The organism is Aureibaculum marinum, from assembly GCF_003813905.1.
In the GTDB taxonomy this organism is placed as follows: domain Bacteria; phylum Bacteroidota; class Bacteroidia; order Flavobacteriales; family Flavobacteriaceae; genus Aureibaculum; species Aureibaculum marinum.
In genome coordinates this window covers 1-22,778 of sequence record NZ_RPFJ01000015.1, presented here as the reverse complement: position 1 = coordinate 22,778, position 22,778 = coordinate 1, and the positions used below count along the sequence as shown (strand labels likewise).

The 22,778-nt window shown below is 29.8% G+C and carries 15 protein-coding genes and 1 tRNA gene; 5 read left to right on the top strand and 11 right to left on the bottom strand.

The window, feature by feature from the left end; genetic code table 11:
* Window positions 1-53: 53 nt before the first annotated feature.
* Entirely contained in the window at window positions 54-647 is a 594-nt protein-coding gene (locus EGM88_RS11355) for a riboflavin synthase (protein ID WP_123898411.1), read from the top strand.
* Here EGM88_RS11355 and EGM88_RS11350 read toward each other — a convergent pair.
* From EGM88_RS11350 to EGM88_RS11340, 3 genes are all read right to left on the bottom strand, one after another.
* A complete protein-coding gene (locus EGM88_RS11350; protein WP_123898410.1) occupies window positions 644-862 on the bottom strand; it encodes a PID-CTERM protein-sorting domain-containing protein in 219 nt (72 codons plus the stop codon). The genes EGM88_RS11355 and EGM88_RS11350 overlap by 4 nt on opposite strands.
* 236 nt (window positions 863-1,098) lie before the next feature.
* A tRNA-Ile gene (locus EGM88_RS11345) sits at window positions 1,099-1,172 on the bottom strand.
* A gap of 55 nt (window positions 1,173-1,227) precedes the next feature.
* Window positions 1,228-2,193 carry a polyprenyl synthetase family protein gene (locus EGM88_RS11340; protein WP_123898409.1) on the bottom strand — a complete coding sequence of 322 codons (966 nt, stop codon included), beginning with the start codon at window positions 2,191-2,193 and terminating at the stop codon, window positions 1,228-1,230.
* 124 nt (window positions 2,194-2,317) lie between these two features.
* On the opposite strand from EGM88_RS11340, the gene EGM88_RS11335 reads away from it, so the two are divergent.
* The 4 genes from EGM88_RS11335 (at window position 2,318) to EGM88_RS11320 (ending at window position 9,275) form a co-directional block, all read left to right on the top strand.
* Window positions 2,318-2,926, top strand: a complete 609-nt coding sequence (locus EGM88_RS11335) for a TetR/AcrR family transcriptional regulator (RefSeq protein ID WP_123898408.1) — start codon at window positions 2,318-2,320, stop codon at window positions 2,924-2,926.
* Window positions 2,927-4,339, top strand: a complete 1,413-nt coding sequence (locus EGM88_RS11330; RefSeq protein ID WP_123898407.1) for a TolC family protein — start codon at window positions 2,927-2,929, stop codon at window positions 4,337-4,339. It begins immediately after the preceding gene.
* A gap of 93 nt (window positions 4,340-4,432) precedes the next feature.
* Window positions 4,433-5,629 carry an efflux RND transporter periplasmic adaptor subunit gene (locus EGM88_RS11325; protein ID WP_123898406.1) on the top strand — a complete coding sequence of 399 codons (1,197 nt, stop codon included), beginning with the start codon at window positions 4,433-4,435 and terminating at the stop codon, window positions 5,627-5,629.
* A 127-nt stretch (window positions 5,630-5,756) separates the two neighbouring features.
* Window positions 5,757-9,275 (top strand): efflux RND transporter permease subunit, encoded by a 3,519-nt coding sequence (locus tag EGM88_RS11320; RefSeq protein ID WP_123898405.1) that lies wholly within the window; start codon window positions 5,757-5,759, stop codon window positions 9,273-9,275.
* A gap of 87 nt (window positions 9,276-9,362) precedes the next feature.
* Here EGM88_RS11320 and EGM88_RS11315 read toward each other — a convergent pair whose 3' ends face one another.
* The 8 genes from EGM88_RS11315 to EGM88_RS11280 form a co-directional block, all read right to left on the bottom strand.
* Window positions 9,363-11,588, bottom strand: a complete 2,226-nt coding sequence (locus EGM88_RS11315) for a patatin-like phospholipase family protein (RefSeq protein WP_123898404.1) — start codon at window positions 11,586-11,588, stop codon at window positions 9,363-9,365.
* An 11-nt stretch (window positions 11,589-11,599) separates the two neighbouring features.
* Complete coding sequence (gene uvrC / locus EGM88_RS11310) at window positions 11,600-13,393, bottom strand: excinuclease ABC subunit UvrC (RefSeq protein WP_123898403.1); 1,794 nt, start codon at window positions 13,391-13,393, stop codon at window positions 11,600-11,602.
* 34 nt (window positions 13,394-13,427) lie between these two features.
* The gene (locus tag EGM88_RS11305) at window positions 13,428-14,165 is read right to left on the bottom strand and encodes a lipoprotein signal peptidase (protein ID WP_123898402.1); all 738 of its coding nucleotides are present in this window, start codon (window positions 14,163-14,165) and stop codon (window positions 13,428-13,430) included.
* 35 nt (window positions 14,166-14,200) lie between these two features.
* Window positions 14,201-14,872: a DUF4097 family beta strand repeat-containing protein gene (locus EGM88_RS11300; RefSeq protein ID WP_123898401.1), complete on the bottom strand. Its 672-nt coding sequence runs from the start codon at window positions 14,870-14,872 to the stop codon at window positions 14,201-14,203.
* Window positions 14,873-15,016: 144 nt separating this feature from the next.
* Window positions 15,017-15,397, bottom strand: coding sequence for a TraR/DksA family transcriptional regulator (locus tag EGM88_RS11295; protein WP_123898400.1), 381 nt, complete (start codon window positions 15,395-15,397; stop codon window positions 15,017-15,019).
* Between the two features lie 4 nt (window positions 15,398-15,401).
* Window positions 15,402-18,809 carry an isoleucine--tRNA ligase gene (gene ileS / locus EGM88_RS11290; RefSeq protein WP_123898399.1) on the bottom strand — a complete coding sequence of 1,136 codons (3,408 nt, stop codon included), beginning with the start codon at window positions 18,807-18,809 and terminating at the stop codon, window positions 15,402-15,404.
* A 125-nt stretch (window positions 18,810-18,934) separates the two neighbouring features.
* Window positions 18,935-20,500 (bottom strand): OmpA family protein, encoded by a 1,566-nt coding sequence (locus EGM88_RS11285; protein ID WP_123898398.1) that lies wholly within the window; start codon window positions 20,498-20,500, stop codon window positions 18,935-18,937.
* 107 nt (window positions 20,501-20,607) lie between these two features.
* Window positions 20,608-22,260, bottom strand: coding sequence for an OmpA family protein (locus tag EGM88_RS11280; RefSeq protein WP_123898397.1), 1,653 nt, complete (start codon window positions 22,258-22,260; stop codon window positions 20,608-20,610).
* Window positions 22,261-22,778: the final 518 nt, after the last annotated feature.

The following is a 22,778-nucleotide window of genomic DNA, read 5'->3' as shown; positions in this document are numbered from 1 at the left end:
CAATTAAATTCGTATTTTTGAAGTTACAAAAGTACTGATTTAAATTGATTTATATGTTTACAGGAATAATAGAAAACATTGGAGAAGTTATCGCTTTAGATAAAGACAGAACCAACCTCCAAATCACAATAAAAAGCTCATTAACTAACGAATTAAAAATTGACCAGAGCATATCACATAACGGAGTGTGTTTAACTGTAGTTGATATTAATAAAAATAATTATACCGTAACTGCAATAGACGAAACACTATCTAAAACCAACTTAAAATCACTTAAAATAAGTGATAAAGTAAATTTAGAAAGAGCGATGAAATTAGGCGACCGCCTTGATGGACATATAGTTCAAGGTCACGTTGACCAAACTGGTAAATGTATTGCTATAGAAGAGAAAAATGGAAGTTGGATATTTACTTTTAGCTATGACAAAAACTCAGAAAACATTACAATAGAAAAAGGTTCCATTACAGTAAATGGAGTGAGCTTAACGGTATTAAACTCGAACATTAATAAGTTTAGTGTGGCTATAATTCCTTACACCTATGCACACACAAACTTTAATTCGATAAAAATAAATGATTTGGTAAATTTAGAATTTGATGTAATAGGGAAATACGTATCTAGACTAACAAAAGCATATAAGAGTTAGTCTACTTTTTTTATTTTTCTGACTGCATAACCAACACCAACAGCTAATAAAATACCCAAACCACCGTCTATTGGATTTGGCGGAGGCACTATTGGCCCGTCACCAGGTGCTCCTCCCGGAGCAGGCGGTCCATCTCCACCTATCTGTGCAAATGCATTACCTGACATAAAAAACAGCACCGTAAAAGATAGAAATAACAAATATTTTCTTAACATAAACTTCCCCTTTTTGCAAGTACTAACGAAAAACTCGTTAATTAATTGCAAATATATAAATTCTTTTTTAGGATATATGAGTTCTTTAGCTTTTATTTTCACTTTAAAAATTTTAAAACGCCTTAATAATCATGCTATAAAACACATTTAATCTTTATAGAAATAGTAAAATAAATAATTCGATTATTTAATTTTACTATAATTTTAGGCAAAACTCTCATTTCCTAAATTAAAAGTGGACCCAGAAGGGCTCGAACCTTCGACCCCCTGATTATGAGTCAGGTGCTCTAACCAGCTGAGCTATGGGTCCAATTTTGGAGTGCAATATTAATACTTATTTAGAAACTGAACAATTTTTTTTGATATTATATTTTTCTTTCCATTAACTGTTCTGCAAAAATAACTAAACTTTCCTTTTTTTGTGCACTAATCGATAAATTTTCAATATTTTGAATCGCCTGTGATGTATACTTTTTAATTTCTAATTGAATTAATTCTGAAACTTTATACTTATTAAAAAGCGTAATTACATTTTCAATTTTTTTATCAGAACCTCCTTTTACGCCATATAACTTTATTAATTCTTCTCTATCCTGGTCATTCATCAATTCAAAAGATTTTAACACCAAAAAGGTTTTTTTATTCTCAATAATATCTCCTGCCCTTTGCTTTCCAAAATCTTCTTTACCATAAATATCTAAATAATCATCTTGCAATTGAAAAGCAATTCCTAAATTTAACCCATATTGATAAATATTGTCAGAATCTTCTTGGTTTGCTCCTGCAATTATCGCACCAAACTTTAATGATGCCGCTAACAATACCGCAGTTTTTTGAGTAATCATTTTTATATAATTACTAACATCAACATCAAAAGTTGTTTCAAAATCAAAATCATATTGTTGTCCTTCACAAACTTCTAACGCAGTCTTTGTAAATAGGGTATTTAACCTTTTATACTTATCGCCATCATAAGACTCTAACAACTGCTTTGCCCAAACTAACAATGCATCGCCCGATAAAATTCCAGTATTTAAACTCCACTTTTCATGTACCGTGACTTTTCCCCTTCTTAGCGGAGCTGCATCCATTATATCATCATGTATTAATGAAAAATTATGAAACATTTCAATGGCCAAAGCAGCATCTAATGCATCATTGACTTTACCTCCAAAAATTTCACAACTCATTAATGCCAATACTGGCCTGATACGTTTACCTTCTAAATTTAATATGTAAACAATTGGTTCATATAAACTTGCAGGCTCTTTAACCTTTATTTTTTTAGCCAGATGCTCTAAAAATACTGCTTTGTAATTTTTTAAAATCAAAACTTAAATTTTTTTGTAAAAATAACGTTATTCAACTGCATAAGAAAAAAGATTTTAAAAAAAAATAAAACTAAGGAAACTATTTTTGTTTATTAAGTTTCCTTTTTTTACTTTTGCCGCCATTATGAAGGATAAAATATTAGATACAGCAACAAATTTATTCTTAAACTATGGTTTTAAAAGTGTAACCATGGATGATATTGCTCATAATATGGGAATTTCAAAAAAAACGATATACCAACATTATCCAAATAAGACAAAACTTATTGAAGCCTCAACAATCTACACTTCTAATGTTATAAATAACGGAATAAACCAAATTTGTAAATTAAACAAAAACCCAATAGAAGAAGTGTATGAAATAAAAAGATTTGTAATGAAGTATCTTAAAAATGAAAAAACTTCACCCCAATACCAGTTGCAAAAGTATTATCCTAAAATTTTTGAAAAACTTAAAAAAAATAAATTTAACATAATGATTTCATGTGTTAAGGAAAATTTAATGAGAGGAATATCTGAAAACTTATACAGAGATTCTATCAACATTAATTTTATTGCAACGATATACTTTCACAATGTATTAATTTTAAAAGATCAAGAATATTTTTCAGCCAAAGAATTTTCTATCTCAGAATTAATGGATCATTATTTAGAATATCACTTAAGAGGATTGTGTACTCCAAAAGGTTTAAAAATATTAAATAAAATTATTGACAAAAAACAATTAAACTAAATGTATAAATTACAAATTATAATCGTTTGTTTACTTTTTTCTATCTCTGGATTTTCACAAGAAGTGCCTTCTAGTTTTAGTCTACAAGAAGCTATTAATTTTGCATTAAAAAATAATAGAGCAGTAAAAAATGCCAATTTAGATATAGAAGCTGCCAAAAAACAAAAATGGGAAACTACCGCTATTGGTTTGCCTCAAATTAACGCCTCAATAGATTACCAAAATTGGCTTAAACAACAAGTATCTCTTCTACCGGCCGCAGCGTTTGATAACACTCAAAGTGTAATTGAAGTAGTAAATGATTATTTTGATGCAAACCAAACCAATTTTAATGTTGCAACTCCAGAAGGCTTTATTCCTTTGAGTTTTGGAACCAAACAAAATATGACGGCAACAGCTACTTTAAGCCAATTAATTTTTGATGGCTCTTATTTAGTAGGACTGCAATCTGCAAAAGTATTTTTAGAAATTTCAAAGAATGCTAAAGAAAAGACAGACTTAGAAATCAGAAAGGCTGTTATTAATGCCTATGGAAACGTTTTATTAGCAGAAGAGAGTGTCAATATTTTAGAAAAGAATAAAACTGTTCTAGAAAAAAATCTTTATGAAGTTACCAAACTCTATGAAAATGGATTAGATGAACAGGAAAGTGTTGAACAACTTCAAATAACATTGTCAAGCATAGAAAGTAATTTAAACAATGCTAATCGTTTAAAAACTTTAGCTTATCAAATGCTTAACATTACAATGGGAATTGACATTTACAACAATACTACAGTAACCGAAAATTTGGAAGATTTAACGCAGCAACATATAACACTAGCTCTATTAGAAGCAAATAACGATGTTAAAAACACTGTCGATTTCAAAATTGCTGCTAACGAAAAGGCTTCTAAAGAATTGTTATTAAAATTAGAAAAAAGTAAGGCCTTACCAACCTTAACCGCTTTTGTAAATGGAGGTTATAATGGCAATAGTGAAACATTTTCATTTGCTGATAAAAATCAACAATGGTATGGGTCATCACTTTTGGGTTTAAGTCTAAACATACCAATATTTAGTTCTGGCATGCGAAGTGCCGCTACACAACGTGCAAAAATAAATTTAGAAAAATCAAAAAATGATCTTACTGAAATAGAACAACAATTAAAATTAAAATTAGAATCTGCTAAAAGTGATTATCAATTTGCAATAGAAGAATACAACAATAAAAAACAAAATCTAAACTTAGCTGAACGTATTGAAAAAAAGAATCAAACAAAATATTTTGAAGGAATAGGTTCAAGCTTTGAGCTACGTCAGGCACAAACGCAATTATATACAGCTCAACAAGAACTTTTAAAATCTATGTTAGATGTAATTACAAAGAAAGCAGAATTAGAAACAATTTTAAACACCACAACAGAAAATTAAATGTTAATAGGTTAAAAGAAAGATGCTTAAAATAATGAAACTAGATAGCTCAAAAAAATAACCTACATATCTACTAATATAATTAATATGAAAATGAAAAATATAACATTAATAGCAATACTAATCTATATCATATCATCTTGCGGTAGCAATAAAGAACAAACTGTGGAGGAAGTTATTGCTAGCAGTAATTTAGATAAAATACGTACCAAACGTACCGAAATTGCATCAAAACGACAAGAGCTTGATGAACAAATAAAATTGCTAGATGATAAAATATCTACCATAGATACGGTTAAACACATCCCTTTAATCACAACCTTTTCAGCAAAACAAGAACCTTTTAACCATTATTTAGAATTACAAGGTAATGTTACCACAAAAAATTTATTGGTATTATATCCAGAATTTTCTGGAATTTTAGCTAAAGTTTATGTAAAAAAAGGTCAAAAAGTTTCTGCTGGACAAATATTAGCTAAAATTGATGATGGTGGACTAGGACAACAAAAAGCACAATTACAGATTAATGCTGACTTGGCTAAAACAACTTTTGAACGTCAAGAAAGATTATGGAAACAAAATATAGGCAGTGAAATACAGTACCTACAAGCCAAGTCTAATTATGAAGCTCAAATGAAAGCCATTAAACAATTAGATTCACAATTAGAAAAAACTATAATTAGAGCTCCGTTTTCAGGTACAATTGATGATATAATAACTGAGCAAGGAAGTGTTGTAGCAGCAGGACAATCACAAATTATGCGTATTGTTAATCTTAATAATATGTATATAGAAACCGAGGTTCCTGAACGATATATAAAAGATGTAATCAAAAACAAATATGTAAAAGTTGAAATTCCTGTTATTGGAAAATCAATTGATTCAAAAATTAGACAAACATCTGATTATATAAATCCTAGTAATCGTACTTATAAAATTGAAGTTGCTGTACCTAATAAAGACAAAGCCATAAAACCAAATTTAACCGCGAAATTAAAAATTAACGATTATACTAATAAAAATGCTTATTTAGTTCCTCAAAGTATAATTTCTGAAAATGCTCAAGGTGAACAATACTTATACATAGTTAAAAATATTAATGGAAATAATGAAGGTATTATTAAAAAAGTGATTATAGAAACTGGTAAAACACAAGGTGATATCATTGAGGTTTTAAGTGGTTTAGAAACAGGCACTCAAGTTGTTCAAGAAGGTGCTAGAAGTGTTAAAGATGGACAGACGGTAAAAATATTAGAAAACGATTCATCTTCAACCGCTAATAAACAATAGTTTATTGGTTCATTACATATGAATTAAAATTGAACCATAATAACTAATATTAAAACATAAATTCTTAAAAATAGAACGATTTTTCAACTTTTAAAAGTTGCATTCTCCGATTCGTGAATAAAAAAATATGGCTAAACAACAAAAAAAGAACATTGACAAAGAATTTGGTTTTGCTTCTTGGGCAATAGACAATAGCACTACAATTTATGTAATGATTCTGGTGATATTATTTTTAGGTATTTCCGCCTATTTTGCTATGCCTAGAGAAAGTTTTCCTGAAGTAAAAGAGACTAAAATTTACGTAAGTTCAATCTATCCTGGAAACACAGCTGAGGATATAGAAAAATTAATTACAGATCCTTTAGAAGACAAACTAAAAACTGTTAGTAATGTTGTTGAAATAACTTCAACCTCTCAAGAAGACTACTCCATGATTGTTGTAGAGTTTGACGAAAACATTACTGTAGAAGAAGCTAAGCAAAAAGTAAAAGATGAAATTGACTCAGAAACTTCTGGAGAAGATTGGCCAACCTTTAACGATGCTAAAGTAGAACCTAATGTTTTTGAATTAAGTATATCAGAAGAATTTCCAATACTAAATATTAGTATCTCTGGAGATTACACCATAGAAAAACTGAAGGAATTTGCTGAAGTTTTACAAGAAAAAATTGAAGATTTAACAGAAATCAAAAAAGCAGACATCCGTGGGGCTCAAGAAAAAGAAGTGGAAGTTGCAGTAGATATCTATAAAATGATGGCAGCTAAAGTAAGCTTTAACGATGTAATCGGTGCTATAAATGGTGGTAACGTTACTATGTCTGCAGGTAACTTAATTGCAAGTGGTCAACGCAGAACAGTTCGTATTTTAGGGGAAGTGGAATCTCCTGAAGAACTCAATAATTTTGTAGTAAAGTCTGACAATAACAACCCCATATACTTAAAAGATATTGCCGAAGTTAGTTTTAAAGAAAAAGATAGAACTACGTATGCAAGAGATTTTGGTAACCCTGTAGTAATGCTTGATGTAAAAAAACGAGCAGGAAAAAATATGGTTGAAGCTATTGAACAAATTAAAGAAATAGTAAAAGATACTCAAGAAAATCAATTCCCTGCCAATTTAAATATTACTCTTAATAACGATCAATCTTCTATTACCACAGGTATGGTTGACGATTTAGTGAACAACATTATTTTTGGTATTATACTAGTAGTTACCGTATTAATGTTCTTCTTAGGATTTAAAAACGCCATATTTGTTGGTTTTGCTATCCCTATGTCTATGTTTATGTCTTTAATGATTTTAAATATGTTAGGATACACTCTTAACACTATGATTTTATTTGGACTAATTATGGGCTTAGGTATGTTGGTAGATAATGGTATTGTTGTAGTAGAAAATGTATATCGCCTTATGGACGAAGAAGGTATGAGTCGCATAGAAGCTGCTAAAAAAGGTATTGGAGAAATTGCATTTCCTATAATTATATCAACAGCAACTACTGTTGCGGCTTTTATTCCATTAGGCTTATGGCCAGGTGTTATGGGTGAATTTATGAAATATTTCCCAATAACCCTTTCTGTGGTATTAGGTTCTTCTCTGTTTGTCGCTATTTTCTTTAATTCGGTATTAGTTTCAAAATTTATGACTACTGAAGACAAAAACATGCCTTTAAAAAGTATTATTAGTATAACAGGCATTTTGTCAGTAATAGGTATTTTAATTATTATTTTTGGTGGCACTTATCGTGGGTTGGGCTCATTAATGGTGATTACTGCTATCTTATTATGGATCTACAGGTTATTTTTAAGAAAATGGGCTAACAACTTTCAAACCAAAGCCTTAGTTAAACTAGAAAATTTTTACGAAAATCAAGTTAGATGGGCTTTAACAAAATGGAGACCTTATGCAATTACACTGGTAACATTTCTATTGTTAATTGCTGCATTTATGGCATTTGGATGGTCACTAAGTGACGCAAGCGGACACCGAACTAAAGTTGAGTTTTTCCCAGATAACAAACCCAATCAGATAATTGTTTATATAGAATACCCACAAGGTACAGACATTGAAAAAACAAATAAGATTACCAAAGAAATTGAAAACCGTGTTTATGCCGAACTTAATAACAGTCAGTATAAAGATGGTGATTACAATTTTATGGTAGAAAGTGCGGTAGCACAAGTAGGTGAAGGTGCTGGAAATCCAATGACAGATGGTGGTTCTGCTTCTGAAATGCCTCATAGAGCAAAAATTACTGCTACTATGAGAGAATTTAAATATAGACGTGGCCAAGATAGTGAACTACTACGTCAAAAAGTACAAGAAGCTTTAGTTGGCATTTACCCAGGTGTACTAATCTCTGTTGAAAAGGATCAAAATGGACCTCCTGTTGGTTCTCCAATAAATATTGAAATTTCTGGAAATGATTATAACGAATTAATAACTACCGCAGAAAGAATGCGTGATTTTATTAATTCTAGAAATATTGCAGGTATTGACGAACTTAAAATTGACGTAAATAAAGATAAACCGACCACTCAAGTAATTGTTGATAGAAAAAAAGCTGGAGAATTAGGTGTTAGTTCTGGTCAAGTTGGCCAACAGCTACGAAACTCTATTTTTGGATCAAAAGCAGGAGTATATAAAGAAGGTGGTGATAATTATGATATATACGTACGATTCAATGAAGAGAACCGATATAACACAAGTGCTATTTTTAACCAGAATATAATATTTAGAGATGCTTCTTCTGGTCAAATAAAAGAAATTCCTGTTTCTACTGTTGCTAAGTATAGTAACAGTTCAGGTTTTAGTGCAATAAAGCATAAAAAAATGAAAAGAGTTGTAACCGTTTACTCTGCATTATCTCCAGGATATACTGATGCTGGAGCCATAGTTGCACAAATAGAAAAGGAAATGAAGAGTTTTAAAAAACCTTCTGATGATATAGAATTTGATTTTACTGGACAAATAGAAGAGCAAGAAAAACAAATGTCTTTCTTGATGACTGCCCTTTTTACAGGATTAGGATTAATTTTCTTTATTCTTATTTTTCAATTTAATTCAGTTTCAAAACCTGGAATTATTATGATAGCTATCTTTTTAAGCCTTATTGGTGTATTTGGAGGATTAGTTATTACCGGAGCTTCTTTTGTTATTATGATGACTATGATGGGTATAATTTCTTTGGCTGGTATTGTAGTAAATAATGGTGTAGTTCTACTTGACTATGCTCAATTACTTATTGACAGAAAAATAGTTGAAAAAGATTTAGCCGAAGATGAACATCTTCAAATAGATGAAATTTTTGAGTGTATCGTTAGAGCTGGTAAGGCACGTTTAAGACCAGTATTGCTTACGGCTATTACAACAATTTTAGGACTAATACCTTTAGCTATAGGATTGAATATTAATTTCTTTACATTTTTAAGTGAATTTGATGCTAATATCTATATGGGTGGAGACAATGTTGTTTTCTGGGGACCTTTAGCATGGACCGTAATTTATGGATTGGTAGTAGCCACTTTTTTGACTTTAATTGTTGTACCTATATTATTCTTTTTAACTACTAAATTTAAATTTAGAATTTTTGATAGAAAAAATAAAGTGAAAGAAAATACAAATGATGCCTTAGCCCAAAGCTAATGAAACACTTTACAATAAAAAATATGACCTATTTTATAAAATAGGTCATATTTTATTCCTACTTAAATTGGATAACGTTAACCTAAATTAAAACCAAAATCCAACATTAAAAAGCCAATAGTTTCTCTGTGTATCTGGAGACCAAGTATATTTTACCTCTATCGGACCTAAAAAAGATTCAATACCATAACCAGCAGCAAAACCTGTTTTTGTATTTTCAAAAATATCTCCTTCATTAAACAAGTTCTTATCCACTCTAGCTGCATTAGCTATAAAAGAAATATGATGTTTTTCAAATAATTCATACCTTAATGTTACTGCGGTTTTAATAAAAGAACTTTCGCCCAAATCTGCTATATCGTATCCATAAAAATTATAAAAGTTATTGATAAAATTTTTGTTTGCACCACCTAAAAAATAATTAAATATTCTTGGCCCATCTCCAATTGTTATACCTGCCTGAGAAGCAATATTTGTGGTAAATTTATTACCAATGGTAAAAGCTCCAGACAATTCTCCTTTTAACTGAGAAAAAGGTTGAAAATTTTCATCAAAATTAGATGCTACAAAATAAGTATGAAAATCAGCAAAAAAGTAAAGCCCTTTTTTAGGAAAATCATTATGATCATAAGTGTCTAACATTAAATTTGTATAAGCACTTACATAGGATGTATTATCTACAAAATTTTTAACAGGTTGATTATTTTCTAACGTTTCAAAAAGCGTTCTAATATACTTATTTTCGGCACCTAATCTAATTGCAATTTTCTGAGTAAATGCATTTTGAACATAAAGTTGTGTAGTAAAATCATTATAATTCATTGGAATTTTACCTACAGTGACACCGGCTGCTTCATCACTAATAATATTTTCAAAAAACGATCTCTTAAATTTATTATATCTAGTTTTAACTCCATAACTCCAATGAAAACCATTATCAATAAAATAATCTAAATTATACCTGATATTATCTCCTAAAACTAAATCTGCCGATAACACATCGTTTTTAAAAATAGCATGTTTTCCTGTTAAATTTATTAAAACACCGGTTTTATACAAATCATCATAATGTACTCCAAATTGTAAAAAAGTAGAAAGCTCTTCTTCTCTAAGCTTTAATTGAATTTTAGTTCGACCATTATTAGGTACAAACTGATATTGAATATTTCTAAAGTTACCGGTAGCTGACAAGGTATTTATCCCCTCAACAAATTTTTCATTATTAATGGTGTCTTTGTCTTTAAAATTTAATTTACCTATTATATACTCATCAGTATAATTTTCATTTCCCGATATTTCAATTCCATTAATATACAACTCACTATTGGTAAATTTTATAGGCCTTTTATGATTATTTTTTCTCTCTATTTGATTTGCGGCTATCTTTTTTAAAGCATTGAATTGCTTTTTAGTAGCTCGTTCGCCCCTTTCTACGATTGTTTTTGTTAGATCAAAAGATATTACATTAAAACCACTTACATCTGGATGTACATAAATATCTGCTTCGTTTCTTTTACTTTCACCGTCATTATACATTTGAAAACTTACAATTTGCATCACAATTTCCACGGCAGAATTTAATCCTTGTTGTCCTTTTAATTTATCTTGTACATCTATCCCAATAATTATATCAACACCTTTTTCCCTCATAATATCAACTGGAAAATTATTGGTAACTCCACCATCAGTTAATAGTTTTCCATTAACCTCAACAGGATCTAACAATGTAGGAAATGAACCACTTGCCCTAACTGCATTTGGAAGAAACCCATTCTCTAATATTTCTGCATTACCATCTTCTAAATTTGTAGCAACGCAAAAAAATGGAATTGGTAATTTTGAAAAATCATATACATCATGGACATGTTCTGTTAATTGAGACAACAAATTAAACACGTTTTGCCCTTTTGAAAGGGCAGAAGGCAATTGAACTCCTCTATTTTTTATGGGAAGTGTTAAAGCATACTTTTCTGTATTCTCCTTTTGATAAATTGATTTTGATCTTCTTGGTAAGTTATCTTTAATCAATTCAATAAAATCATATTGATTTACAATAGAATCCAATTCTTTGGCAGAATATCCAGATGCATATAATGCTCCTACAATTGCTCCCATACTAGTTCCTCCAATATAATCTATTCTAACTCCTGCCTCTTCAATTACTTTTAAGGCTCCAATATGTGCAAAACCTTTTGCTCCTCCTCCACTTAACACTAAACCAACTTTTAAATCACTTTGAGACTTAATATTATCCTGTCCAAGTATGCCTTGCACTTGAATGAGAAATAGTATGATTAGTATATTTTTTAGCATAAAAACTATTCTTATTTCTTATTGTAATAACTATACACTTTGGTTGCTCTAGATAATCCAATTATTTTCTCTATATCTTTTAACGATGCTTGAGAAACTCTTTTAGCTGATTTAAAATGTTTTAACAAGTTTTCTACTGTTTGTTTACCAATACCAGGAATTTGCTCTAATTCCGTTTGAATTGCACTTTTACTTCGCTTATTTCTATGAAAAGTTATTGCAAAACGATGAGCCTCATTTCTTAATTGTTGAATAATTTTAAGCGTCTCAGATTTTTTATCTAAATATAATGGAATTGGATCATCAGGATAAAAAATTTCTTCTAAACGTTTGGCTATTCCAATAATGGCAATTTTTTTCCTAAGTCCTAAAACATTTAAACTTTTTAAAGCAGAAGACAATTGCCCCTTACCACCATCAATTACAATTAGTTGAGGCAATTCTTGCTCTTCATCTAACAAGCGTTTATACCTTCTATGAACCACCTCTTCCATAGAACTAAAATCATCGGGACCTACTACTGTTTTAATATTATATTTACGATAATCTTTCTTACTTGGTTTTCCATCTTTAAAAACCACACAAGCCGCTACAGGATTTGTTCCTTGTATATTTGAATTATCAAAACACTCAATGTGTCTAGGTTCATTAGGTAAACGTAAATCTTTTTGCATTTGAGCCATAATTCTTTTCGTATGCCTACCTGGATCAACAATTTTGATTTGCTTAAAGCGTTCTTGTCGATAATATTTTGCATTTCTTAAAGACAAGTCTACAATATGCTTTTTATCACCTTGTTTAGGAATTGTTACTTTAATTTCGTCACCAACATTTACCTTAAAAGGTACATATATTTCTTTAGATTCTGAGTTAAATCGTTGTCTTATTTCGATAATAGACAATTCTAACAAATGCTTATCAGACTCATCTAATTTCTTTTTAATTTCAGAAGTATGAGATTGAATAATAGCACCATTCATTATTTTAAAAAAGTTTACGTATGCAAAACTCTCATCAGAAATAATAGAAAAAACATCAACATTAGAAATGGATGGATTTACAACAGTAGATTTTGCCTGATAATTAGATAACAAATCTATTTTCTCTTTTATTTTATGAGCCTCTTCAAATTCATAATTATCAGCATACCTCATCATTAGCCCTTTAAAATGCTGTAAAGCATCTTTAAAATTACCTTTTATAATGTTTCTAATTGCATTAATATCTTGTAAATAATCGACTTCATGTTGTAAGCCCTCACATGCCCCTTTACAATTTTTTATATGATATTCTAAACAAACTTTATATTTACCTGATTCAATATTTTTTTGCGATAAATCATATACACATGTTCGCAATTGATACAATTCTTTAACTAAAGAAAGAAGTGCTTTGGCAGTTCTAACTGAGGTATATGGTCCAAAATATTCTGACCCATCCTTAATAACTTTTCTAGTTAAAAAAACTCTAGGAAAAGCCTCTTTTTTAATACAAATCCATGGATACGTTTTATCATCTTTTAATAAAATATTATAACGTGGTTTGTATTTTTTTATCAGATTATTCTCTAGTAAAAGGGCATCCATTTCAGTGGCAACCACAATATGTTTTATAGAAGAAATTTTTTTTACTAGAACTTTAGTTTTACCATAATCATGGTTCTTGGTAAAATAAGAACTTACCCTTTTTTTAAGATTTTTTGCTTTACCAATATATAAAATAGTATCGTTTTTATCAAAATATTGATAAACACCTGGTGTATTGGGTAACGTTTTTAGTTGCAGTTCTAAATCATTGGTAACCATTGAGCGAAGTTAAGAAATTAACTTCATTTTTATTTTATGATTTCGGCTTTTCATAATGTCTAACCACTACAGGTGGTTCAATATGATTTTTAGGGTCTTCCTCTTTTTCTTTTTTAGGAAAAACTCTTTTATTAAAAACCAACAATAGACCTACTCCAGTAGTAATAGCTGCATCTGCAACATTAAAAACATATTGAAAAAATGTGAAATTTCTATTTACAAATAATGAAAAGTTTTTACCACCAATACCTGGTATCCAATCTGGCCAATTAAAATTAATGGTAGGTATCCAAGAAGGTAACTGAGCATTTTCTATAATAGGAAAATAAAATAAATCTACCACTTTACCATGAAAAAGCGTACCATAACCTCCTCCCTCAGGCATAAATGTGGCTACTGTATTGTAACTATCTCCAAATAGAACACCATAAAAAACAGAATCTATAATATTGCCTAGTGCTCCAGCAAAAATAAAAGCTATGGCAACAATTAATATTTTGTGTCCATTAGTTTTTACTGCAGAATATAACCAATAACCTATACCTACAATGGCTATAAGTCTAAAAAAAGTTAAAAACAACTTACCATTAGAACCGCCAAACTCAGTACCCCAAGCCATTCCATAATTTTCTATAAAATGAATTCTAAACCAATCTAAACCCATTACATTAAAACCTTCACCTAGAACAAAGTGAGTTTTTATATAAATTTTACTCCATTGGTCTATTAACAAAATGATAATAATTATAATAATGGCTTTTTTCATTAGCATGGTCTTTAACCGTAAGTATTGCAAAAATAAGAATATTATCGAGTTGTAGAATTGTTTAACATAATATTTGCATTGATAGACTTTACTGATAATAGATTTTTTTTACTGCCCAATGTCCCGATTAATGAATTTTCTGTTTTTTGCCAAGTTCTTGTATTAAAAGTAGTTAATATTTTTCCATGATTAGACTGTACAATAGCTTGCGTATTGATTATAGTGGCTTCAACATTTCCTGAAAACAGTTGTACATTTACACTTCCTTGAAACTTATCAATTACTACATCTCCTGTGTTTAACATAAGGTTCAAATTCCCTTTAAAGTTATTGGTAGAAAAATTTCCGTTTTTAAAAGTAATTGATACATCACATTTTGTTGGCACTATTAATGTATATGAAGGGAATAAAGGCTGTTCGTAACAATTTTTTTCAGTTTCTAAATGAACTAAAGGCATAATCTTTAAAGAAGAAATTGAAATTATTTTTTCAGTATTTATCACGTCTAATTTTGATGGATTTTCTTCATAGTCATTCATTGAAATTTTAACTATATTTTGATTAGTGTGAACAATTTCTAACAAATCAATATCCTCTAATTGAACTTCAATTTTTTGATTTTTAAAATCAATTTGTTTTACAACTGTTTTTTGAGCTAATAAAGGCTGTGTAAAGAGATAAATAAATATATATATTGATAGATTTGATTTCATTATAATAGTCAAATAACATTTATTAGCTTTCGAAGTTACTATTACTAAGCTAAATCACGTTTATAAGCAGATAAATAATAAATATTCTTAAAAAAAAGTAAAATAAAAAAGGCTTCCTTTTTGGAAGCCTTGTATATTCTTTACTTATTGTTGCATGTTTTTAGCTTCAATGCTAAGTGTAGCGTGTGGTACTAACTTTAAACGCTCCTTTTTAATTAACTTCCCAGTTACACGGCAAATACCGTATGTTTTATTTTCTATTCGCAATAGAGCATTCTTTAAATCTCGAATAAATTTTTCTTGACGAATAGCCAATTGCACATTAGATTCTTTAGACATGGTTTCTGAACCTTCTTCAAAAGCTTTAAAGGTAGGAGAAGTATCATCTGTACCATTATTACTATCATTTTTATACGAACTTTTTATTAGTCTTAAATCCTCTTCTGCTCTTTCAATCTTTTTTAAAATAATCTCTTTGAATTCTTGCAATTCAGCATCCGTATATTTTTCTTTATTCTCAGTCATTTTTTTAATTTTTTTGAATTAATAATTTAGTATTTACATTATCAAAAGCAATTTCTATACCACCATTTACGTTGTCTTCTAATAACAATTCATTAGTTAAAGTTTCATTTTTAATATATGTGGCATTATCATTAATTGCTAAATCTACTATACCATCTTTTTCAACATGTAATTTAATTTTATCTGTTACTTCTAAACCAGACTCTTTTCTTAAATTTTGAATTCGATTTACTAATTCTCTAGCAATCCCTTCTTTACGTAACGCATCTGAAATAGTAACGTCTAAAGCTACAGTTAAATTGCCTTGATTCAGAACCAACCATCCTTCAATATCTTGTGAAGTAATTTCTACTTCATCTATGGTTAAATTTACAAAATTTTCGCCAATTTTCAACTGAATTTCACCTTGTTTTTCAATGGTTGAAATATCTTCTTTTGTTAGTTTTCCAATTTCAGCCGCTACTAAACGCATGTCTTTTCCAAATTTAGGACCCAACACTTTGAAGTTTGGCTTGATGGTTTTAACTAAAATACCTGAAGCATCATCTATCAATTCAATTTGCTTAACATTTACCTCTGATTTTATTAATTCAGCTACAGCTTCGATATCTTCTTTATCTTGATTATCTAAAATAGGAATCATGATACGTTGTAATGGTTGACGTACTTTTATCATTTCCTTTTTTCTCAATGACAATACCATAGAAGATATGGTCTGAGCTTTTTGCATTTTACGCTCTAAAGCGGAATCAATTAACTCATTATTATACTTAGGGAAGTTAGCCAAATGAATAGATTCTTCAAAGTTACCTTCAGTAACACTTGTTAAATCTCTATACAATTGATCCATATAAAATGGAGCTACTGGAGAGCCTAACTTAGCAATAGTTAACAAGCAAGTATAAAGTGTTTGATATGCCGAAATTTTATCTTGTTGATAATCTCCCTTCCAAAAACGTCTTCTACTTAAACGCACATACCAATTGCTCAAATTTTCGGTTACAAAATTTTGAATGGCTCTTGTTGCCTTTGTAGGTTCGTAATCATTATAATACTCTTCAACATTTTTGATTAATGTATTCAACTCAGAAAGTATCCAACGATCAATTTCTGGTCTTTTATCAATGTCTATATCTGCTTCAGAATAAGAAAAATTATCAATATTGGCATATAAGGTAAAAAATGAATAGGTATTGTAAAGTGTACCAAAAAATTTACGTCTGACTTCTTCTATACCTTCAATATCAAATTTTAAATTATCCCAGGGGTTTGCATTGGAAATCATATACCAACGAGTGGCATCTGCTCCATATTTTTTCATTGTTTCAAACGGATCAACCGCATTGCCCAAACGTTTGGACATTTTTTTACCTTCTTTATCTAAAACCAGTCCATTAGATACTACATTTTTATATGCATTTGTATCAAAAATTAAAGTACCTATGGCATGCAAAGTATAAAACCAACCTCTAGTTTGGTCAACTCCTTCTGCAATAAAATCAGCTGGATAAAATTTATTTTTATCTATTAAATCTTTGTTTTCAAAAGGATAATGCCATTGTGCATAAGGCATAGATCCAGAATCAAACCACACATCAATTAAGTCTGGCTCTCGATACATAGTTTTTCCTGAAGGTGAAACCAATGTAATTTTATCTACAATGTTTTTATGTAAATCTAATAAATTATAATTGTCTTCACTCATATTGCCTACTTCAAAATCGGCAAATATATCTTCTTGCATAATTCCAACTTCAACGGCACGTTGCATCTCCTTTTTTAACTCTTCAACTGAACCAATTATAATTTCTTCTTTTCCATCTTCGGTTCTCCAAATTGGTAATGGAATTCCCCAAAAACGTGAACGAGATAAATTCCAATCATTAGCATTTTTAAGCCAATTTCCAAAACGACCTTCTCCTGTTGATTTTGGTTTCCAATTGATTTTTTTATTCAATTGATACATTCTATCTTTCTTATCAGAAACTTTTATAAACCAAGAATCTAATGGATAGTATAAAATCGGCTTATCTGTACGCCAACAATTAGGATAGCTGTGTTTGTATTTTTCGACTTTAAATGCCTTGTTCTCTTCCTTTAGTTTAATAGCAAGTTCCACATCAACAGAGCGTTCTGGAGCTTCTCCATCATCATAGTATTCATTTTTTACATATTTACCTGAAAATTCTTTCATTTCAGGCCTGAATTTACCTTGTAAATCAACAAGAGGAACAGGGTTTCCATTTTCATCTAACACCAACATTGGTGGTATTTCAGGGTTTGCTTGTTTGGCTACCAAGGCATCATCAGCACCAAACGTAGGTGCAGTATGTACAATACCTGTACCATCTTCTGTAGTTACAAAATCACCAGAAATAACTCTAAATGCATTTTCAGGGTTTTGGTAAGGTAACGCATAAGGTAGTAGTTGTTGGTATTTAATTCCAACAAGGTCTTTGCCTAAAAATTCAGAAATAACTTTATACGGTATTTTTTTATCACTTTCTTTATAGTTTTTCAAATCGTCTTCTGACTCTACTTGAATAAACTTACCTGAAAATTGTTCTCCAACTAAATTTTTTGCTAAAACTACATTAATAGGTTCAAAAGTATATTGATTATACGTTGACACCAATACATACTCTATTTTATTACCAACTGTTAGTGCCGTGTTAGATGGTAATGTCCAAGGTGTTGTTGTCCAAGCTAAAAGGTATATATCATCTTCAATAGTAGTAAAGATACTTGGTAAAGTTTCTTTTATTGCTTTGAACTGAGCTACCACAGTTGTATCAGTAACATCTTGATATGTACCAGGTTGATTTAGCTCATGAGAACTTAATCCTGTTCCTGCCTTTGGAGAATAAGGTTGGATAGTATATCCTTTATATAATAAATCTTTATTATAAATTTGTTTAAGTAACCACCAAACAGATTCTATATATTTTGGTTTGTAAGTAACATATGGGTCTTTCATATCTACCCAATGTCCCATTTTTCTAGTTAACTCTTCCCAAACATCTGTATAACGCATAACAGCTTTTTTACAAGCTTCGTTATACTCTTCAACCGATATTTTTTTACCTATATCTTCTTTAGTAATTCCTAACTCTTTTTCAACACCTAGTTCAATGGGTAATCCATGAGTATCCCATCCGGCTTTACGTTTTACCTGAAAGCCTTGTAGTGTTTTATACCTACAAAAAATATCTTTAATTGTACGAGCCATAACATGATGTATTCCTGGTAAACCATTGGCAGAAGGTGGGCCTTCATAAAAAACAAAGGGTTTATTGGCATCACGTGTAGTAATACTTTTTTGGAATATATCATTTTCTTCCCAAAATTGTTGGGTTTCATCTGCTACTTTTGTAAGGTCTAAACCGTTATATTCTCTAAATTTCGTACTCATTTTTTTTCTTAATTCTATCGAATCGCGAAATTACGTATTTTATTGAAAATATTGATTTTATCTAAACAAAAAAAAGCATCTTATATATATTTAAGATGCTTTAAGTCATAGATATAGTTGTTATTTTATTTCTTAATAACTACAAATTCTGTTCTTTTATTTTCTAAATGTTCTAATTCTGTACATTTTACACCATTAGCACATTTATTTAGTAATTGTGTTTCACCATATCCTTTTCCTGTTATTCTTCTAGGATCAAGACCTTTTTCAATAAGATTATTTACAGTGGCAGCAGCCCTTCGTTTTGTAAGACTTAAATTATAAGCATCTGGACCTCTTGAATCTGTATGAGCACCAAATTCTACAATCATATTTGGATACTTATTCATTAATCGCATAACTTTTTCTAAAGCTTTTTCAGAAGCTTCAGTAATTTCAGCAGTATTTATAGTGAATGTAATACTAGGTACATTTAAAATTTCATAATTCTTTCTATTCATAAATTCTTTTTCTTCAATAAAAATAACTTCATTATTATCATAGCCATTTTTATTTGAAGTTTTTAAATCAACTGATGTACTAAAATATCCATTTTTGGTCACTTCTAAAGTATAATTTGTACCACATTTTACCCCAAAATAATAAGTGCCATCAAATGAAGTTTCAATTCTACGGATACGGTTACCGTTTTCGTCAATTAAAGCCACAAAAGCATTTCCTACTCTGGTACCTGTAACCTTATCTTTTATAATTCCAGTAGCAATTTGGTCACAAATAGTTATAGGTGTTATTTGCTTAAACGAATAAATATCGTCATCACCAACACCTCCATATCTATTGGATGAAAAATAGCCTTGCAATTTATCACTATCTATAATAAATGAGATATCATCACCTTTACTATTCATAGGTTCTCCAAGATTAATAGGTTCAGGAATTGAACCGTCTAATTTGGTCATATAAATGTCAAAACCACCTTTACCGCCAGGTCTATTAGATGAAAAATAAATTACATCACCATCTACGTATGGAGAATATTCTTTGTATTTAGAATTAACTGTTTCTCCTAGGTTTATAACTTTACCATAATGTCCTTGATTTAAATCAACCACAAATATATCTGTATCTCCTATAGTGCCTGGCATGTTAGAAACAAAGTATAATTTTGAACCATCTGCACTAATCATGGGGTGTCCTGTATCATAATCATCATCATTAAAGGGCAAAGAAGTAAAATCTTTCCAGTGTCCTTTTTCACCTACTGTTGCTTTAAAAATTTTAAGCCCCTCAGATTTTAATTTGCCCCCCATATAGTTATTTGAGGTAAAATAAACCTCTTTCAAATCAGGAGTAAAGGCTACAAATGCATCATGATATTTAGAATTTACATCGTCAGAAAACGGTTTTACATTAATTATTTCACCATTTTCAGCAACATCTCCAATATATAAGTTTAAAAAAGGTTGATTATTTTTATCCCACTTTCTATTGGATAACCCAGCTGTTTTTCTACTTGAAGAAAAAACAATTTTATCTTTTCCCATAAAAGTAGAGCCAAAATCTTGATACTTCGTATTTACTTTGAGGTTTTTTATACTGTATTCCGCTTCTTTTATAGAATCAGCTCTTTCTATTTGGGCAATAGAAAAAAAAGAATTTAAAATAAAAATTATTACAATTAAGCTTCTCATTGGGGTTGTTCTTTGCTCTAATAATTTCAAAAAATTAGGTAGCTGTAATAAGTATGTTAACAAAAAGACCCTCAGGTTACCTGAAGGTCTTTTGTTTGTTTTGTTTACTACATTCTGATAATTACAAATTCAGACCTTCTATTTTGCTGATGCTGAGCTTCAGTACATTTAGTATTATCATCACAACCATTAATTAGTTGAGTCTCTCCATAACCTTTACCTGTTATTCTAGAAGCATCAATTCCTTTTCCAATTATATAATCTACAGTTCTTTTAGCTCTTTTGTCAGACAACCAAAGGTTATATCCGGCAGGTGCTCTTGAATCAGTATGAGATGCTGCTTCAATAATCATTTTAGGATATTTATTCATTAAATCAACTACCTTTTGTAATTCTTTTTTAGCTTGTTCATTTAGGTATGAAGAATCTAAATCAAAATAAATTGGGTCTACATTTACACCATAATCTCCTCCTGGTAACTTCACAATTTCATCAGGCAAAACATCAGGCAAACCTTCAGGTTTTTTATCTTCAACTTCTCCCTGTGTACCATTGTTACCATTTACGGCATAATTAATATTACCTGCACCTAATAAAAGCGGCATTTCTATTTCTTTATCAGCTTCGCTAGAAGTAATAAAAGAAATTGATTGAGGCTTAAATCCAATCTTTTTACCTTCTAATCTATACTCTGTTTCACAAGAAATTTTAAAAGAAAAAGTAGCATCTTCTTTAACAATAGTAGTTTCTATTACATTACCATCTTTGTCGCTTAAAATAACTTCAGAACCTGGCAATAAACTTGTAGAAATTTGATCTCTTACATCTCCAGTAACTAACTGTAGGCATTTAAAATCAACTTCTTCTTCTTCAATAAAAGAGTAAATATCATCATCACCTTTACCTCCTTCTCTATTTGAAGAAAAATACCCCTTTCTAGTTTCGCTATTTATAATGAAAGCAAAATCGTCACTTGCAGAGTTTAAACTCAAATTTACAGGTTCAGCAACATATCCTTTTAACTTTGTTGCATAAATATCAACGCCTCCTTTACCTCCACTTCTAGTAGAAGAAAAATAAAGTACATCTCCATCAACATACGGAAACCAATCTTTAGCTGTTGAGTTAACATTAGGTCCTAAATTTACAGGATTGCCAAAACCACTCTCGTTTACCTCCACCTTGTATATGTCGGTTTCACCTAAACTTCCTGGCATATCAGAAGTAAAATATAATGTCTTTTCGTCTTCACTTAATGTTGGATGTCCTACCGAATATTCAACATTATTAAAAGGCATTGGAATAATATTTATCCATTCTCCTTTATTATTAACAGTAGCTTTAAACATCGCTAAATTAGTATATCCTTGATTGTCTATACCTAACTTTTTGTTATAATAATTATCACGGGTAAAGTAAACGGTTTTACCATCTTTTGAAAAAGTAACACTAGCCTCATGATATCTAGAATTTACTTCTCCTTTAAGTCTTCTTTTATTAGCAACAGAACCGTCTTCACTAATATCTGCTTCATATAAATCTAAAAATCTTTGCCCATTAGGTTCCCAAACATCACGAATTACTCTGAATCCTCTTCTTGGAGCAGCAAAAATTAATTTATCGTCACCATGATAGGCTGTTCCAAATTCAGATTGTTCTGTATTTACTTCTAAATTCTTTATGACATATTTTCCTCCACCATCTTGAGCATAAAGACATACTACACTTAGCAATAAAACTATTACAAGATATTTTTTCATTATTAGGTTATTTATTTACATTTAATTCCTCTACTTATTCATTTACAATTTTATAATTTATTGTAAAACGAATTTGCCTTTTAACTATTGATATAAAATCATAGGTTACTAAGGCTGATTTTGTAGTTTTTACACAATTGTAACAATTATGTAAGTTAGAATTCTATTTAATTCTAATTATTACCTCTAATAACGTCATCTAATGTAATTATAGTATTATTAAGGCAAAAAAATTATTTTAATTAACCTAATAAAGAACTATAAAATTAAAAAATGATGGAAATACCGTAAACAAATTATGGTTGTTATAGAGTTATTTTAATTACTTTTCCCTTTAATAAGATTATTTGTTAAAGATCCCAACAAATAATCTAATTATACTGTTTTAAAATTTTATACTGCTTAAAAGAATCTAGGTGATTTTAAGTTTTTCTTTGAAAAATCTATGTCCCATTGTAAAAATACTTCATGGGTGCCATCATTATAATTTCCTAAATTTGTTGTAGTATAATCATACG

Bases quoted from the DNA above. Each gene is read 5' to 3' on its own strand.
- EGM88_RS11355 (WP_123898411.1), top strand. From the start codon at position 54: ATGTTTACAGGAATAATAGAAAACATTGGAGAAGTTATCGCTTTAGAT.
- EGM88_RS11350 (WP_123898410.1), bottom strand. From the start codon at position 862: ATGTTAAGAAAATATTTGTTATTTCTATCTTTTACGGTGCTGTTTTTT.
- EGM88_RS11335 (WP_123898408.1), top strand. From the start codon at position 2,318: ATGAAGGATAAAATATTAGATACAGCAACAAATTTATTCTTAAACTAT.
- EGM88_RS11330 (WP_123898407.1), top strand. From the start codon at position 2,927: ATGTATAAATTACAAATTATAATCGTTTGTTTACTTTTTTCTATCTCT.
- EGM88_RS11325 (WP_123898406.1), top strand. From the start codon at position 4,433: ATGAAAAATATAACATTAATAGCAATACTAATCTATATCATATCATCT.
- EGM88_RS11320 (WP_123898405.1), top strand. From the start codon at position 5,757: ATGGCTAAACAACAAAAAAAGAACATTGACAAAGAATTTGGTTTTGCT.
- EGM88_RS11315 (WP_123898404.1), bottom strand. From the start codon at position 11,588: ATGCTAAAAAATATACTAATCATACTATTTCTCATTCAAGTGCAAGGC.
- uvrC (WP_123898403.1), bottom strand. From the start codon at position 13,393: ATGGTTACCAATGATTTAGAACTGCAACTAAAAACGTTACCCAATACA.
- EGM88_RS11305 (WP_123898402.1), bottom strand. From the start codon at position 14,165: ATGCTAATGAAAAAAGCCATTATTATAATTATTATCATTTTGTTAATA.
- EGM88_RS11300 (WP_123898401.1), bottom strand. From the start codon at position 14,872: ATGAAATCAAATCTATCAATATATATATTTATTTATCTCTTTACACAG.
- EGM88_RS11295 (WP_123898400.1), bottom strand. From the start codon at position 15,397: ATGACTGAGAATAAAGAAAAATATACGGATGCTGAATTGCAAGAATTC.
- ileS (WP_123898399.1), bottom strand. From the start codon at position 18,809: ATGAGTACGAAATTTAGAGAATATAACGGTTTAGACCTTACAAAAGTA.
- EGM88_RS11285 (WP_123898398.1), bottom strand. From the start codon at position 20,500: ATGAGAAGCTTAATTGTAATAATTTTTATTTTAAATTCTTTTTTTTCT.
- EGM88_RS11280 (WP_123898397.1), bottom strand. From the start codon at position 22,260: ATGAAAAAATATCTTGTAATAGTTTTATTGCTAAGTGTAGTATGTCTT.